The sequence below is a fragment of the Proteus terrae subsp. cibarius genome (assembly GCF_011045835.1).
Lineage (GTDB): Bacteria > Pseudomonadota > Gammaproteobacteria > Enterobacterales > Enterobacteriaceae > Proteus > Proteus cibarius.
In genome coordinates, this window is the sequence record NZ_CP047349.1 from 3,073,106 (window position 1) to 3,089,992 (window position 16,887).

The 16,887-nt window shown below is 38.2% G+C and carries 10 protein-coding genes; 1 reads left to right on the forward strand and 9 read right to left on the reverse strand.

The window, feature by feature from the left end:
* Positions 1-39 precede the first annotated feature (39 nt).
* Complete coding sequence (gene amiC, locus GTH25_RS14200; protein WP_109420104.1) at positions 40-1,302, reverse strand: N-acetylmuramoyl-L-alanine amidase AmiC; 1,263 nt, start codon at positions 1,300-1,302, stop codon at positions 40-42.
* Positions 1,303-1,542: 240 nt separating this feature from the next.
* On the opposite strand from amiC, the gene argA reads away from it, so the two are divergent.
* On the forward strand, positions 1,543-2,877 hold the full coding sequence (gene argA / locus GTH25_RS14205; RefSeq protein WP_075671744.1) for an amino-acid N-acetyltransferase: 1,335 nt from the start codon (positions 1,543-1,545) through the stop codon (positions 2,875-2,877).
* A gap of 72 nt (positions 2,878-2,949) precedes the next feature.
* Here the strand turns inward: argA and recD are convergent, their stop codons facing one another.
* From recD to GTH25_RS14245, 8 genes are read right to left on the reverse strand one after another with little or no spacing between them, the layout of a single operon-like run.
* Positions 2,950-4,860 carry an exodeoxyribonuclease V subunit alpha gene (gene recD / locus GTH25_RS14210; RefSeq protein ID WP_164530684.1) on the reverse strand — a complete coding sequence of 637 codons (1,911 nt, stop codon included), beginning with the start codon at positions 4,858-4,860 and terminating at the stop codon, positions 2,950-2,952.
* Between the two features lie 2 nt (positions 4,861-4,862).
* Positions 4,863-8,474, reverse strand: coding sequence for an exodeoxyribonuclease V subunit beta (gene recB / locus GTH25_RS14215; RefSeq protein WP_075671748.1), 3,612 nt, complete (start codon positions 8,472-8,474; stop codon positions 4,863-4,865).
* On the reverse strand, positions 8,471-11,359 hold the full coding sequence (gene ptrA, locus GTH25_RS14220) for a pitrilysin (protein ID WP_075671750.1): 2,889 nt from the start codon (positions 11,357-11,359) through the stop codon (positions 8,471-8,473). The genes recB and ptrA overlap by 4 nt, the downstream gene beginning before the upstream one ends.
* Before the next feature lie 15 nt (positions 11,360-11,374).
* On the reverse strand, positions 11,375-14,758 hold the full coding sequence (gene recC, locus GTH25_RS14225) for an exodeoxyribonuclease V subunit gamma (RefSeq protein WP_075671752.1): 3,384 nt from the start codon (positions 14,756-14,758) through the stop codon (positions 11,375-11,377).
* A gap of 15 nt (positions 14,759-14,773) precedes the next feature.
* Positions 14,774-15,055: a hypothetical protein gene (locus tag GTH25_RS14230; RefSeq protein WP_223672691.1), complete on the reverse strand. Its 282-nt coding sequence runs from the start codon at positions 15,053-15,055 to the stop codon at positions 14,774-14,776.
* Between the two features lie 47 nt (positions 15,056-15,102).
* Positions 15,103-15,564 (reverse strand): DUF2509 family protein, encoded by a 462-nt coding sequence (locus tag GTH25_RS14235; protein WP_075671754.1) that lies wholly within the window; start codon positions 15,562-15,564, stop codon positions 15,103-15,105.
* The gene (locus tag GTH25_RS14240) at positions 15,561-16,205 is read right to left on the reverse strand and encodes a prepilin peptidase-dependent protein (RefSeq protein WP_075671756.1); all 645 of its coding nucleotides are present in this window, start codon (positions 16,203-16,205) and stop codon (positions 15,561-15,563) included. Before GTH25_RS14240 ends, GTH25_RS14235 begins: the two co-directional genes overlap by 4 nt.
* Positions 16,199-16,708, reverse strand: coding sequence for a potassium:proton antiporter (locus GTH25_RS14245; protein ID WP_223672689.1), 510 nt, complete (start codon positions 16,706-16,708; stop codon positions 16,199-16,201). The genes GTH25_RS14240 and GTH25_RS14245 overlap by 7 nt, the downstream gene beginning before the upstream one ends.
* Between the last annotated feature and the right edge of the window lie 179 nt (positions 16,709-16,887).

Below are 16,887 nucleotides of genomic sequence, written 5' to 3' on the forward strand. Positions count from 1 at the left end.
GCTTTCTATTGGAATATAAGAAAAAGGTATAGGAAGAAATTAGCTACGATCAGCTAGCGTTAATTCACCGCCATTAGCAAAATAAGCTTTGATCCCTTTGAAAATAGACTCTGCGATCTGTTGCTGGAATTTAGCAGTTTTTAGCTTTTTCTCTTCTTCAATATTACTGATAAAAGCCGTTTCTACTAAGATAGAAGGGATCTCAGGAGCTTTTAATACCGCAAAACCTGCCTGATCGACTTTATTTTTATGCAGTTTATTAATCCCACCCAATAGCTTCAGCACTTCACTACCAAATTTTAGGCTATCATTAATAGTCGCAGTTTGTACGAGATCGAGCATTGCATGGTCTACATAGCGATCGCCACTTTTACTCACCCCACCAATTAAGTCAGCCTCATTTTGTGTTTGAGCGAGATAGCGTGCCGTGTTACTGGTTGCGCCCGTTTTTGATAATGCAAAAACAGAAGAACCTCTTGCAGAGCGGTTTGTAAATGCATCAGCATGAATAGAGACAAATAAATCTGCCTGCATTTTTCTCGCTTTAGCAACACGTACTGTCAATGGAATAAACACATCTTCATTACGTGTCATATACGCCTTCATTTTGGCGTCTTTATCAATGAGCGTTCTTAAGCGACGAGCAATTTGTAAAACCACATCTTTTTCACGTGTTTTATATTTACCAATTGCGCCCGGATCCTCACCACCATGTCCCGGATCGATCATGATAATAATAGGTCTATCTCGCCCTGCTCTGCCTGGTTTGCGTGTGTCGGTTTGTGCCGGTACAGCTTGTTGTAAATCACCGTCATTATATTCACGCAATAGCGCTAAAAGAGGATCTTCTTCCGTGTCAGCGCCGTGGCTTGGGTAGAAATCTAACACCAAACGGTTTTTAAATTCAGCCACAGGTTTAAGTGTAAACATTTGTGGTTGTACAGGTGTTTTTATTTCAAATACCAGTCGTACTGTTTTAGGTGTATTTTGACCAACGCGAATAAGCTTTAAATACGGATCGCTAGTCTGAACCTGATTAGCGATACCTTTCAGCACGCTATTAAGTTGGATACCTTCTAAATCCACTACAATACGTTCTGGGTTTGATAGTGCAAACTGACGATATTTCAACGGCGTACTGGATTCTATAGTCACGCGAGTATAAGTCGAGGCAGGCCAAACCCTCACAGCAACAATAGATGCTGTGGCAGCAAGGCCAACAGGACTAACACTTAACAATAATAACGCGCCAATTCCTTTAACAAGACGACGACGAGTTTGATTGTGCTCAGAATGACTCATGAAAATATTCCAAAAAAACGATTAACGTCAATAAACTCTAAAAAGAGATAAAAAAAGTTAAGAACAAAAAACTTTACCCAATCCACTCTTCACTGTCACTTAAAAACAGCACAATTACTCACTTTTACACGAATATTCTGCCTTCAGGGAAAACAATAAGATAGGATTTTACTTGCCATTCCTCCCCAAAAAGAATAAAAATACATTAAATGCGAATAAAAATTCACTTGAGAGGGTTTTATGAAAGAGCGTAGCACCGAATTGGTCGATGGATTCCGCCACTCGGTTCCGTATATTAATGCACATAGAGGCAAGACGTTTGTCATTATGTTGGGTGGCGAAGCCATTGCTCACGAAAACTTCCCATCTATCATTAATGATATTGGGTTGTTACACAGCCTAGGTATTCGTTTAGTAGTTGTTTATGGTGCTCGTCCACAAATAGATACGGCTCTTGAAGTGCAAAAGGTATCTCCGATTTATCATAAATATACGCGCATCACAGATAGCAAAACCCTGGAAATTGTTAAACAAGCTGCGGGCACATTGCAACTCGATATTACGGCTCGCCTATCAATGAGTTTAAGCAACACGCCATTACAAGGTGCACATATTAATGTTGTTAGTGGTAACTTTGTTATCGCACAACCATTAGGGGTTGATGATGGTATTGATTATTGTCATAGCGGAAAAATCCGTCGTATCGATGAAGAAGCTATCCATCGCCAATTAGACAGTAATGCCATTGTATTAATTGGCCCAGTTGCGGTATCTGTGACAGGTGAAAGCTTTAATCTCACTTCAGAAGAAGTAGCAACACAGCTTGCGATAAAGCTTAAAGCACAAAAAATAATTGGTTTTTGTTCATTCCAAGGTGTTGTCGATGAAGAAGGACACATTGTTTCTGAACTATTACCTAACCAAGCCGAAGATAAAATTCGAGAGCTACAAACGGAAGGTGATTACCACTCAGGTACAGTAAGATTCTTACGGGGAGCAGTTAAAGCCTGCCGTCGTGGTGTAGAGCGCAGCCACTTACTAAGTTATCAATCTGATGGTGCTCTTATTCAAGAATTATTCTCTCGTGATGGTATTGGTACTCAAATCGTCATGGAGAGTGCAGAGAAAGTTCGTAGAGCGAATATTAATGATATTGGTGGCATACTCGAACTTATTCGCCCATTAGAACAACAAGGTATTTTAGTCAGACGTTCAAGAGAGCAATTGGAAGTTGAAATTGACCAATTCACCATTATTGAACGCGATAATATGACTATTGCATGCGCAGCACTCTATCCTTATCCATCAGAAAAAATTGGTGAAATGGCTTGTGTCGCAGTACACCCCGATTATCGCAGCTCTTGTCGTGGTGAAGTTTTACTACAACGTATTTCAGCTCATGCTAAGCAATTAGGGTTAGAAAAGCTGTTTGTTTTAACAACTCGCAGCATACACTGGTTTCAAGAAAAAGGATTTGAACCAGCTGAAATAGATAAGCTACCGATTGAAAAACAAGCACTTTATAATTACCAACGCCGTTCTAAAATTTTGATTTTAGATTTACATAAAGAGTAATTACCAAATATAAAAAAGACAGGTATCCCTCTCAATGCCTGTCTTTTATTATTTTTCATTATTAACTAATGGCTAATAACGTAATTTATCAATTAATCCACTTCGACGCTGAATACGCGTTTGTATTGCCATTCTCACCATCGACTCCGAGGCATAAAGAGAAAGCTTCTGTTTAGCCCGTGTTAATGCGGTATATAACAATTCACGACTAACAACAGGTGAAAATTTATCGGGCAATACTAGCGCTGTATGAGTAAATTCAGAACCTTGTGATTTATGCACTGTCATTACATACGCAGTTTCATGTTGTGGTAACCGACTAGGTTGGATTGCTTTCAATTTTCCATCAGGTAGTTGGAAAAAAGCTTTCATTTCACCTTCATCATTATTGAGCATAATGCCAATATCACCATTAAACAGACCTAGCGTACTGTCATTTCGTTGGATCATAATCGGGCGTCCAATATAATCACTTTGATAACTATTTGTAGGACGGCGGATCAATCGCTGGCGGTGCAATAGCATTTCAATTCTGTCATTTAAACCACTCACACCAAAAGGGCCATCCCTTCGCGCGCACAATAAACGGTATTGGTTAAATGCATTAAGAATAATATCAGGTGACGCTTTTTTAGAAACTAAAGTGAGATACTCTCGATAAGCGTTAACGGCATCTTGTATCATTAGTAAATAGCTTTCTTTGGATTCTAAAGCAATAAAGCTCACATCTTGAGGCTCTAATGCCATTTCAAGCTGTTGTGGGCTAACCTCTGCTTTTTTCAACAACGCAATGGCTGTTTTGGTCTGTCCTTTATTAACCGCAAAAGCAAGTTGTCCTATCCCTGAATCCTCACCAAAGCGGTAGCTTTTTCGTAGCAGACACAGAGAATCACTAACGACAGAAACTGGTGTTTGAGAGACAGGAATGATATCGGTAGATTTAGCCAACTCACCTTGGGTTAAGTGGTTAATCTGATCAAATCTCTTTTGACTAAAACCATCTTCAGAAAAACGGCAAATATCACCTAATACAGCGCCCGCTTCAACAGAAGCAAGTTGGTCTTTATCACCTAAGAAAATAACGTGACATTTTGGTGGAAGTGCATCAATCAATCGCGCCATCATAGGTAAATCAACCATTGATGCTTCATCAACCACTAAAATATCAAGCTGCAATGGATTATCTTTATGATAACGCACTTGCTGGCTTTCAGGTTGAGCGCCTAATAAACGATGAATAGTTTGTGCCTGCTTTGGCATCCATTTATTTTCTTCTTCGCTTAAATTAAGTTGTGCCAGCGCGTTACCTAAAGATTCAGTTAATCTCGCGGCGGCTTTACCTGTAGGAGCCGCTAATTGAATAATCGGCTTTTCATTCGATGTGAGCATCACAAAAGCTGCTAAAATTTTAGCTACTGTTGTGGTTTTCCCCGTTCCTGGACCTCCAGAAATAATAGAGATAGGGCTTGTGATAGCAACACTCGCGGCCACTTTTTGCCAATTTGTTTCTTGGCTTTTTTTCGTTGTTGGAAAAAGTTGGGTGAGTACTTTAATTAATTCATTCTCATCAATATCAACAATGGCATGCTCTTGCCTAAAAAACTGAGCAACTTTCTCTTCATAGCTCCACATTCTTTGTAAATAAAGAAGTTCATTATCTAAAATAATGGGGGAAGGAGAATCATCGCTACTTTGATGAACACAATGACAATGAGTCAATTCTTCTACTATTTTTTTAGCAGAAGGCTTACCCATTTTTTGCCAAACTTCTTGTGCAAACTCCTTTTGCCTACCATCAAACAGTTGATCTTTTTGAATAATACTCAATGGTAAACAAACATGACCCGCTCCAGTTTGAGCACTCAAATAAGCAAATACAAACAGTAAAATAGGGTTTTCATCTTCCACCAGCATTTGTGCAAATCGAAGATCTAAAGGCCGTAATAAGTTTTGTGTAATCGCTTGTTCTAATAGTTTGATCATTTTTATTTCTCACTGACTACATCGAGTTTGCTACTTTTACCTGCAAATAGTGAATCTAGTGCCAAAACAAAAGCTTCATCGGGTAAATAGGCATAAACTCCATTTCCGGGATGTGCTTTGTCTATACCACGTAAGAAGAGGTAATAAATCCCACCAAAGTGGCTTTGGTAATCATAATCAGGGATGCGCTGTTGTAAAAAACGATGTAACGCTAAGGTATAGAGTTGATATTGCAAGTCGTAGCGATGATCCATCATTGCATTCATCATCGCTTCTTGTGTGTAATCCTCACTCGATTCACCTAGCCAGTTCGATTTATAATCCACAACATAATATTTACCCTCCCAAGAAAAGACTAAGTCAATAAAGCCTTTAAGCATTCCTTCTACTTGTTGAAATTGCAAAGCTGGGCAACGTTTTGATAGAGGATCAAACTGGCTAATTAATTGAGTCAATTGGGCTGATGATACCTCTTTCTCAATAGGTAAATAGAATTGTAATTCATCAAGTTGTTGTGATTTTGGGATATCAGCGAGACACAATCCTTGGGTATTAAGAGGTGTATGAAACAGAGTTTCCATCCATGAAACTAAAAGAGGAGCCCACTTTTCATCAAAACCTTGGGCAGTCAATTGTCCTTGCATCCACAGTTCATCAATAGGCTGTGAAAAATCTAATACTTCCAGCAAACTGTGTAAGAACGTTCCTGCTACTGCACCACGAGGGAAATGATGAATCGAATTTTCATCAACCTCTCCTTGTTGCTTCTCACCTTTAGCATCCGTATCAAGCCCCGGTGCGATAGATTGTACCAAGGCCTCAATATCACCTAAGTCAAAATGATAACTACGATTTGAATGTTGATAGGTTAATCCTGAATAACTCGTTATACGCCAGTTATCATGGATCTGGCGTTTAAATATTGCGGCCTCAAGTTTTGTTTCAGCCATTAATTGGGGCTGATAACGATGTGCAGACATATTATCAAGCGTTGTTACACTGATATTATCATCTAATAAAGCATGGATTGATTGATGCAATAATTCACTATTACCTTCTTCGCCTTGCTGTAATAAATACCCTAAAGCATTTTTATGCAGATCGGTAAGCCCTGACTTACGTTTTGTCCCCTTAACAAGAGGAGCAACACCAACATAACAGCAGAATTTTGATCGTGTTAATGCTACATAAAGTAAGCGTAAATCTTCAGCTAAGCGCTCTTCATCCGCTAAGCGCAAACTTTCAGGTCGGCTAAAAATATCTAATTTTGCGTAAAATTTCTCTCTATCATGATAAAGCGCCCCTTTCTGCTCTTGATAATTACATGCAAAAGGTAAGCAAACGATAGGATATTCAAGGCCTTTAGATTTATGGATAGTACAAATTCGCACAAGATTTCGGTCACTTTCCAAACGCATTTGTTGGCTTTCAGACTGCGCATCGGGATGAGAAATTTGTTGTGCTAACCAACGAATAAGGGCGTGTTCACTATCAAGTTGTAATGATGTTTCTTGTAATAATTCACCAATATGCATGATATCTGTAAGCCGACGCTCACCATCAATACTTACAAGTAAATTTTCTGCAATTTGATTATCCATCATGATCTTACGCAACATGGGTAAAACGCCACGCTTTTGCCATAGTACATAATAATCAGCAAATTTCTCTACGTAGCTATTCCAGCGCGCCTCACTGCAATTCAGATCATCAATTTGCTTTGCGCTAAAACCAAACAATCGGCTGGCTAAAGATGCCCTTAATACACGTTCTTTCTCTGGTGTTACAACTGCTTGTAATAACCAAAGTAGATCTTTAGCTTCATTGGTTTCAAATACACTTTCACGATTGGATAAAAACACCGATTGTATTGAAAGCAAATTCAGTGCGTCACGAATAAGTACTGCTTCTCGACGACTACGCACTAACACCATAATATCAGCAGATGTAACCGATTTTTTTGTACCTTGTTCAATCAGCCAAGCTTGTTGCTGATCCCCTGCTGATAACCAATCACGAATTTGTGCAGCACATTGTGCCGCCATGATTTGCTCGTAATTTCCCGTAGAAACACTTTCACCTTCAGCAAGCCAAAAATTAAAAGGAGGGATCGGTTTATCATGGTAAATAAACGCCATATCTTGATTTTTTTCAGCTGAATTTACTTCTATAAAGGGAATATGCTCAAATAAAAATGGGGCATTGGAACGTATAAAAAGCTTGTTAACAGCATTCACCATACCCGGTGCAGAGCGCCAGTTAGTGTTTAATGTGTAGTGATGAGATGTCTGCTTTCTAGCTTGAATATAAGTAAAAATATCCGCACCACGAAAAGCATAAATTGCCTGTTTGGGATCACCGATAAACAACAAACCGCTGTTTTCATGCTCACCATAAATAGCATCAAAAATACGATATTGTTGTGGATCTGTATCTTGGAATTCATCAATCATTGCAACTGGATAGCGTTCACGAATGGCTTGCGCTAAAGCTTCACCACCTTCACGTTTCAATGCTCTATCTAAACGTGTTAATAAATCATCGAACCCCATTTCGCCACGACGCATTTTCTCATTTTCAATACCTTGGCGTATTTCAGGGATCGCGTTGACCAAAATAACATCACGCAAAGTTAGGCTCTGCTTTGTTAATCGTTCAATTTCAACAAAAAGAATATGCTCTGGTGCTGGGCCTTTAGTGGCCTTCTCATTCAATGTTTCTTGAGAAAAACGAACTAAACAATCAGGTAATTGATAGCTTTTCGTTTCTAGTGTTGACGCCCACAAAGTGATTTCTTCAATCCATTTAGGTAAGAAACGACTACTGTAACTACGTTTATCAACACCTGAAGCGGTTATCCATGCTTCAACTTCATGATGATGTTCATTCCAACGAGTTTTAACGTTATTAATTGCTTCGATAACCGCTTGATGACGCTCTTTTACTGATTCATTTTCGCTATCTAATGCCACACCTTCGATTTCTGGCATTTCACCTTGTAAATAAGGCTGTATTTCATAAAGCAGTTGTTCCGGGCCAGACCAAATCTGGCTTACTGCATTAGCAACATCATAAGAAAGTGGATAACAATGACGACGCCAGAAGTCAGCACATACCCGTTTTTTGAGCTCATATTCATCTTGGATCAAGACTTGTTCAAACAAGACTCCTGATTCAAATGCATTGTTCGCCAACATACGCTGACAAAAGCCATGAATAGTGTAAATAGCCGCTTCATCCATTTGGCGTTCGGCTTCTAGCAACCACTGTGCAGCAAGCTCTTTATTAGGGATTTGTTTGAGTAACTCTAGGTACGTATTTTCACTACTTTCAACATCATGACGGATACAGGCAAGTCTTAGTTCATGGATATTTTTACGAATACGTGCTCGTAATTCATCTGTCGCCGCATCCGTAAATGTCACAACTAAAATCTCTTCAACACTGAGAGGACGGTAGAATGCTGACTCTCCGCCTAATCCAAGAAGCAACCGTAAATACAACAACCCTATTGTATAAGTTTTTCCTGTTCCTGCAGACGCCTCAATGAGGCGTCTTTGGTACAGAGGAAGCGTATACGGGTTTAATGGCTGTGCCTGTATCACTTCACTCACTCTTTAATTTCCTCAACAGGTAAAGTTTTTTGTAATTCACTTACTGTGGTGTAACGTTTCCATTGCTTATTTTCTGCATAATCAGCATCTGTGCCATCTTTACCAATAACTTGAGAAACAAAAATAAATCCATTAGGTTTTATAATTGCTTTCTCATAAAACTCAATAGCTTGTTTTAATGTAACCTTATTAAGTTCAGCTAAGAATTTTTCACGGCCATCATATTTTAAGTTATTACGATGGAAGTCATTTCGATAAAGAGAAACTTCTTCATAGAATGTTTGAGGTGGCTGTTTAACTTCGGTAATAATAGCTTGTTTATACTGATTAAAATCAGCTTCGTTCATTTTTTTCAAACGTTCGTAAGCTTGCTGATAAAATGCGTTATAGCGCTCATTCAAGTAGACAGGTGGTTTTGCATTACTTTGTAGTAAAAAGCCGATACCTGATTGCTCGCCCATAGTGCCTTGGTAAGCAAATACAGCGTAACCTAGTTGCTCTTCTGTTCTTAATTGATCATAGAACCAAGGTTTGATAACTGAGGCTAGTACTGAAGAAATGGCCTGACCTTCAAGGCGACTATAACCTGTTGGAATATAAAGCTCACCTAACGCGTTATCGGTGCTCTTCGATTTATTTTGGAATTCAACCGCATTTAATTTATTGAATACTAATGTTTCACCAATCCAATATTCTGTGCCCTGATTACCTAATAATTCGTGTGCAGATTTAGCAATATCACGGCTTTGCTCTGGCGTTAAGTTACCAATAATCAGTGCTTGAAGTGCTGCATTTTTAATGACTTCATGGCGATTATCAATAATATCTTGTAGTGTAATTGACTCTAATGCTTTGATTTTATCAGCTTCTTCATAGTACGGGATCGTATTTAATCGGCGAGCCGGCAGCATAGCTGCTTCAAATGCTTTTAAGTTATGAGTCACTTCAAGTTGTTCACGATACCAAGATTTAGCCTGATCTAGCTCTTCTTGAGTTGATTCAAAGCTCATATAGCTTTTTAGTGTTGCATTAACTAATTCGGGTAAATGTTGTGTATATCCATTTATTGAAAAATCAATACCTTGTCCTGATGAGGATGAGATATTCATTCCGGCAACAGAAGCTTGATAAGATAATTCACTTAATGCTAGACCAGCAAGATAGTCAGTTAAGGTTTGTATCACTTGCTGCTTAACGGTAATGTCTGATTTCTTATTCACTAAACTCAATGTCACACTGGCTTTAGGCTCATCAGAAAAATAGTGTGATGGCATATAAAATAAACGAGCGCTTTTATCTTGCCACAACAATTGTGGTTTGATGATTTTGCTGTCTGCATCAATCAGTGAAAGGTTATCAGGGATGTAAGGGTTAAGTGCTGGCAGTGATAATGAAATGTCATCCGATAATGTTTGCCATGTTTTTAATTGCTTATCCGTGATTTTATCCACCTGATAAGGTGCATTAACAAAATAGGCTTGTTTGTTAGAAGGTTCATTAGGACTTATCACCCAAATACGAGCCTTCTCTGGTGTAAGAGAGTCAAGACGAGAAAGGATCGCTGAAGGTTTATAATTATCAGCAATATAGTCTGCATCTAAGATATTTTTGATTGGATAGCGCAGCATCATATCCGAAATACCTTCTATGTAATTCATATCTCTTACAATAGAGCCATAACGGAATGAGAGATTTAATACATTTGCAATTTCATCAAAGTAACGTCGACTGATACCTTCTGTTTGAATTAAACGAATATACGAAAAGATAGCGGAAATCACTTTGTCTTTTTGCGCTAATCCTTTATCTGTCAATGCGACATAAATCGTAAATGAGCCTTGGTTACGATCGATATAAGGCTCTGAAAAGGCACTTATACTTTCAGCTAAACCTTGATCTTGTAACCACGTTGCCAATGTTCCCGCGCTACGATTACCGATTAAATAGCCAATATATTCATCAGATTTACTACGAAAATCGGCGACATTATTATCAATACCAAATTCAATCTGTAAGGTTTTTTGCGGTAAAGCAGGTACAAGATGGATCATTAACCCTTTTTCTTTATCCGTCATTGCAGGTACTGTCGTGACAGGTACGTCAGCCTTTTTATTCGGGATCCGAGCAAAAGTCTCTGCGGCTAATTTAGATAATTCATCAAGCGATTTATTACTATAAATAACACCATTCATTAAATTGCCAGAATAGTGTGTTTGATAGAATTTAATCAATTCATCTTGAAGCTTACTATTTGGTTTATCACTTAATGTCTCTAGATTCCCCCCCATAAAACGAGAACTTGGATGCGCTGGGTTTAAAGTTTCTGCTCTGACTTGCCAAAAACGCATGCCATCGCGTGCCCGCGCCATTGTTAATTCAGCATTAACTGCATTACGTTCACGATCTGCATTTTTAGGATCAAGTAAAGGTTCAGCTAAAGCATCAGCAAGGCGATCAACCGCCTCATTAATGGCACTATTTTCTACTTCTAAATAGAATGCAGTACGGTAAGTTGTTGTGCTCGCATTATGAGAACCTCCATTCTTTTGTAAGAATTCAGACATACCGCCTGATTGAGGATATTTCACCGATCCCATTAGCACCATATGCTCTAAATAGTGCGCAAGACCTTGCTGACTATCTGGATCTTCTAATGCTCCGACAGGTAATGCAACAGCCGTTAATGATTTAACTGCTTTTTCATCAGAAACCAGTAATACAGTCATTTCATTAGGTAGTTTAATCGCTTGATATTGCCGTGGATCGCTCTCACTTTTTTCAATGCTATCAGGCAATACTTGCCAGAGAGGATCAGCAGCAAAGCTGTTGATACTCACTAGCATCAATAGCAACATGATCCATAGTTGCGAGAAGTATTTTCTCATCTGATATGAACTCCCTTATTTTTTCAGAAATGGAATTATTGGTTTAAATATTGTTAATGCCGTCTGTTTGACCGTTTGTAAAAAAAGTTCGTCTAATTGAGAAAAAGCACGCTGAACATACATGTCACTCATTTCACCATCTCGATTATAGCTATCCGTTAAATGTTGCATCAGCACTAATTCTGCTTTTTCAAGTGTCTCTTCATCATCAAGTAAAAACTCTTGTGATTTTTTATCATAGCAAGCTTGTAACCAAGCCCAGCCACTTTTCGCAAATAACGCTAATGGGCTGTTTAACCCTTGTTTATAGTCACTGATTAACTTGTCTAATGTTGCATAGGCAAACTCTGGTTCAACCGGTAATAAACACCATTGAGTATCTTTTCTACCGTAAAACCGACTTTCGCCAGTACCCTCTTTCAAGCAATAAACTAGGTGCTCAATCCAAAGTTGCAATAAGTCATTAGCTGTTAAGCTGGCAGGCCGCCAACGTAATAAACCATCAGCTTGTACCTCATTTAAACGACCAATCAATGGTATTGCACTAAAGCTTTGCTCTAATGTGACAGAATGTGTGGCTAATCGTTCACTTCTTATCTTTTCAGCTAAAGGAAGTAATTCTTCTATTTGTTGCTCCCAATAGATTTGACCAAATGCGCTCGCAGGAAGTTGTCCTGCTGCTTTAATACGCTCAAACAGTGCTTCTGTTGAGGTTTGATCAATCAATGCTTTTAATAACCATTGATTCAATAGATAACGTTGAAGCGCATTGATCACAAATGGCTCTTCTTCAGGTAATTCTGTTTCTTCAATAACGAAATTTGTTTTTAATCTTTGTTGGAAAAAAGCACGAATAGGATGACGATAAAAACGTGCCAGTGCATCAACAGAGACTTTATCTATTGTGTCATCATCATTAAGTGGTTCGATAAAACTTTGATGAACCTCCCCTTGTCCACTCGCAGCAGGTAGCCATTCAGAGGCATAAGAACGAAAGGAAGCGCCTATACTGAAATTTTCTTGAGCAAAAGGAACGCGGCTATGTTGTGTTAATAAATGCTGGTTCACACGAATCGCACTGTCATCAACATTGAGTTCACCATCCTCTGGTAAACGGAAATTTTGCCCAATATAATCTTGTAATTCTTTGATTAAGACTGATGGATTACATTCTCGATCGTCACGAATCGATTTTCCGATATAACTGATATAAAGGTATTTTTCAGCTGAGCTAAGCGCTTCAAGGAATAAATAACGGTCATCATCACGACGTTTTCTATCACCGCGACGGCGTTTTTCCGCCATTAAATCAAACCCTAACGGCTGAATATTACGAGGATAAATACCATCGTTCATGCCTAATAAACACACCGCTTTAAAGGGAATGGAGCGCATAGGCATTAATGTACAGAAGTTAATACTACCTGCTAAAAAGCGTTGACTGATTTTTTCATCATCAAACCGTACTGTTAATTCATCACGAATAAGCACTAGCGGAATTTCATTTTGATATTGCGCTTTCAATCCGTTTTCAATCACTTTTTGCCATTGTTGGATAATAAGCGCTAACACTAATTCCGTTTCTTCATCAGACTCAAAAAAGGCATCAACTAATTGTTGCCCAACTTCTAGCCATGCTTCTAATGAACGAGTTTCATTCAAACGTGTACGCCAATCACTTAATGTATAAAGAAAATCGGCGAGATGCCCTGCAAGTTCGGCGACTAACCCACTGGATTCATCATAAGGAAGAACGCCTTTCCAAGGACCATTTTCACTTTCCATCGCGTAGCCAAGCAACATGCGCAGTAAGCCAAACTCCCACGTATTTTTACCCGTAATGGGTAATAAAAATGAAGCCACATTCTCATCATCTAATCCCCAGCGTATACCTGACTCATCCACCCATCGGCGTAGCAGTTTTAATTCACTTTCAAAAATAGAAAAATGCCCAGCTAACGCAGGTACTTCAAGTAAGGCTAACACTTGCTCTGCTGTAAAACGACTTTGAGGAAGTTCTAATAGCGTAATAAAGGCTTGTAATACAGGGTGTGCTTGACGTGCTTTTCTATCTGAAATAGCAAAAGGAAGATAACGTTCTGAAGGCGCATTACCAAATACAGCTTGAATATAAGGTGTATAACTATCAATATCCGCGACCATTACAATAATATCACGCGGTCGTAATTCAGGATCTTGCTCTAACAAATGCAGTAATTGATCTTGTAACACTTCCACTTCGCGCTGTGGACTATGGCTAGCATGAAAAGTCAGTGAATAATCATCTGGCGAAATCACACGTTTATCGTCACTACATTCATAAGTTGCAAGTGTTGTACCCAATTGCGAAAAATCTTCTAAATCAAGGATATCCGCTTGCAAGTGATGAAGTAAATTATCCCTTGGGATCTCAACAAACGCATCCAATACATCGGTATATTCAAGTTCAGAAAGAAAATAAAGATTATCTTTACCTAATTTTCCCCATGATGCTAATAGAGGATTACCGATATTTTGCTCGCCTTCATCATTAAATAACGAAGAGGCATTTTTTTCATCTTTAAACCAAGGCAATTCATGTAATTGCTGATAATGACGTGGTTTTCTACTATTAAGGCGAGCAAGAAATTTAGGATCTTGGATATCTCCCCAATAGTAGCGACAAGGGTTGGTAAAAAGTAAATAGATCTCGGTATGACGTCCTATCGCTTGTAATGCCTGTAAATAAACTTGAGGCAATGCTGAAATTCCACAAATAAAAATACGAGGCGGAAAACAGTGCTGAAGCTCTCCTTCATCTGCATTATTTAATGTAGAGATAAATTGTTGATAAAGATTAGAACGATGCCATTGAGGCTGATTAAGATCTTTTGTGTATTGCTGTAATGCTACCCACAATATTTTTTGCCAACGTTGGTTTTCGCTCAATCCTTCTATTAATTCATCATTTTCCCATGACATTAGCCAATCCGAACGATAAACCAAATATTGGTCAAATAAGTCAGCCACACGCCCAGCTAACTGATGAAGTTTACGTTTATCTTCATCATCATCAAGGTAATGCAGTAAGGGTTTAAATTCTTCATAAGATAAAAATTCAGGAAGTAAGGCCATTAATTTCCATGTCATGGCATCTTTAGAAAAAGCACTTTCTTTAGGTATACCTGATAATACCCGAGTAAACATTTCCCAAATAAAGGTTGCTGGTAATGGGTAACGGATATTAGCAGCAATACCCAAGCTTTCGGCAAGCTGGATTTGTAACCACTGAGACATTCCGGGGCTTTGTACAAGGATCACTTCTTGTTCAAAAGGAGAGGATAGTGGTCTGGTCTGCATAAAGTGCACCATAAGTGACTTTAGTAATGACAATTGATTTGAGTGATATATATGAAACATCAGATCCTCATTTTATTAATAGCATGACCAGTAATACAGCTTTAGTGTGGGTAATGCATGATTGGCAACATAACCTTCTATTTGCTGACAACCTTCAGACTGTAAAAGAGAGCGTGTCATTATTTTTCGATTAGAAGCAAAATAGTCAGGTGATATTTCAGACATTTGTTCAAATAAAACAAAAAGCTCCTGCCCTGCCTGCTGAATTTGAATTAACCGCTGAAAGTCAGCTTTTAATGATTGACTATACCCTATAATAGCGACAAAACTAATATTAAAAAACAGTAGTATAAACATTGTATTAAGTAAAATAGAGCCTCTTTCTGATTTATTTTGGATGTTATCTATAACACACACTCCTTATGCACTAATGGGCAATAATCTAGCCATCCTTTTGGATGTGCAATAATAGATTTATTTTTGTCCTTCGAAAAATCAACCCATTGATAATGATATATTTTATAACCCTTTAAGCTTTCTGCTTGTCCTTGCAATAAGCCCTTTTCCAAAGAGAGCAAAAATAAACAGCTTTTTATTTTAGGATTTGCATGAAAATGGCGGCATTGCCATTTATTTAACTGTGACGACGAAATTTCCCAATTCAGCTTTATTCCCCACGCCAAGGCGGATTCAGCAAATAAAAAAGCTTGTCGTGCTTGTAATTCTTGCATCACTATTTGTTGAGACTGCCTGTAATAATAAGCAAAACTTCCAAGTGCCGATAAGCTCATAACAATAAACCCCATTACGACAAGTAAACTTGCAAATCCTTGCTCACTTTTATTGTGGATTAAATAAAGACTCATAACGCAGCCACATTCCTTAACCGAATCTCATTCTTATAATGTGACTTCACAGCAGGAGATTGTTTTAAATGAAATTTTAAAGAGACTGAAAGATAAAAAAGTCGTTTATCTTTAATAAGATGTTTCCTTGAATAAGGGCGTAAAATAAACTCCGTCACTTCAATCTCATGACTTTCAAAAAATCGTTGCCACCCTGATGAAGTGCAATCTTGTACTCCTCTTAATTGCTCCAATTGCCCATTTTTAAGCCGATAACCAAAATAGTCACTCTCTTTTGAAGAAGGTGCATCCCATCGACCATTACCGTTTACGTCATAAGCGAAAATAATGCAGGAGTTTTTTTCTTGATAAGAATACTGACTTATTTTTAATGGTGAAGTGTGAAACTTCCTTGACTGCAATGCATGGGTACAATCACCGTAGCAATACCCAGTGCGCCTTAGTTGTGTTTCTAGTACCAATAACCGTTCTCTTAAAAAAATATCTAACTGGTATTGTTGGTAACAATGGATCAGAGTGTTCATTATTTGGGGGTAAGCTCGACTAATACAAAGAAATAGAACCCCACTAATTGCAATGGCAAAAAGACATTCCATCAGCATCATGCCAGATGAAAATAAAAATATTGATCGCTTTAACATGGCGAAAATACCTTAATTGTCTGGCTACATGCTCTTATTCTACCTAAAGATGAAATAACAACTTTCACTTCACCTTCTGAACCTTGAAGTACAAAACTCATTGGTTTTAAAGTTTGACGAATACCCCCAAACGTAAAATTTGAGACTGTTGATTGTTTAAGTTGAATACCTGACGCTAATTGAAAAATCGTTTGTTTTTCAGGCAAATGTCGCAAAGGAAAAGGAATAGCAACAACTTGGTTACTGGGCGATAAATGAAGTGATATTTTAATCTTTATATTAAACAATAGCGCTTGTTGTCGCTGATAAGAAAGAAAGGCTATGGTTTCTCGCACACTATGTATCAATTGACGTTGGTGGGTAAATTGCTGATAGGTCGTAATTGATAAATAACTTAAAATCGAAGCGATCACCATGACAATAAGCATTTCAAGCAGGCTTATCCCAAATTCACTCTCTTGTTCAAGTTTTCTATTTAGGCTTATTTCCATGTCACTGTTCATTTTGTTCTCCTTTAGAGCCTGTGCGATGAGGATGCAGCTAAACCTTTGTAAGGTAAATAAAAGAGAGCCTTTTTTTCGAACAATGACGCAGTAACAATATTTTCAGAACAAGCACAAAAAAATAGTCATCAATGATAATTGATGGCTAGCATTAATTTATTGAATTTAAAGTTAATGAT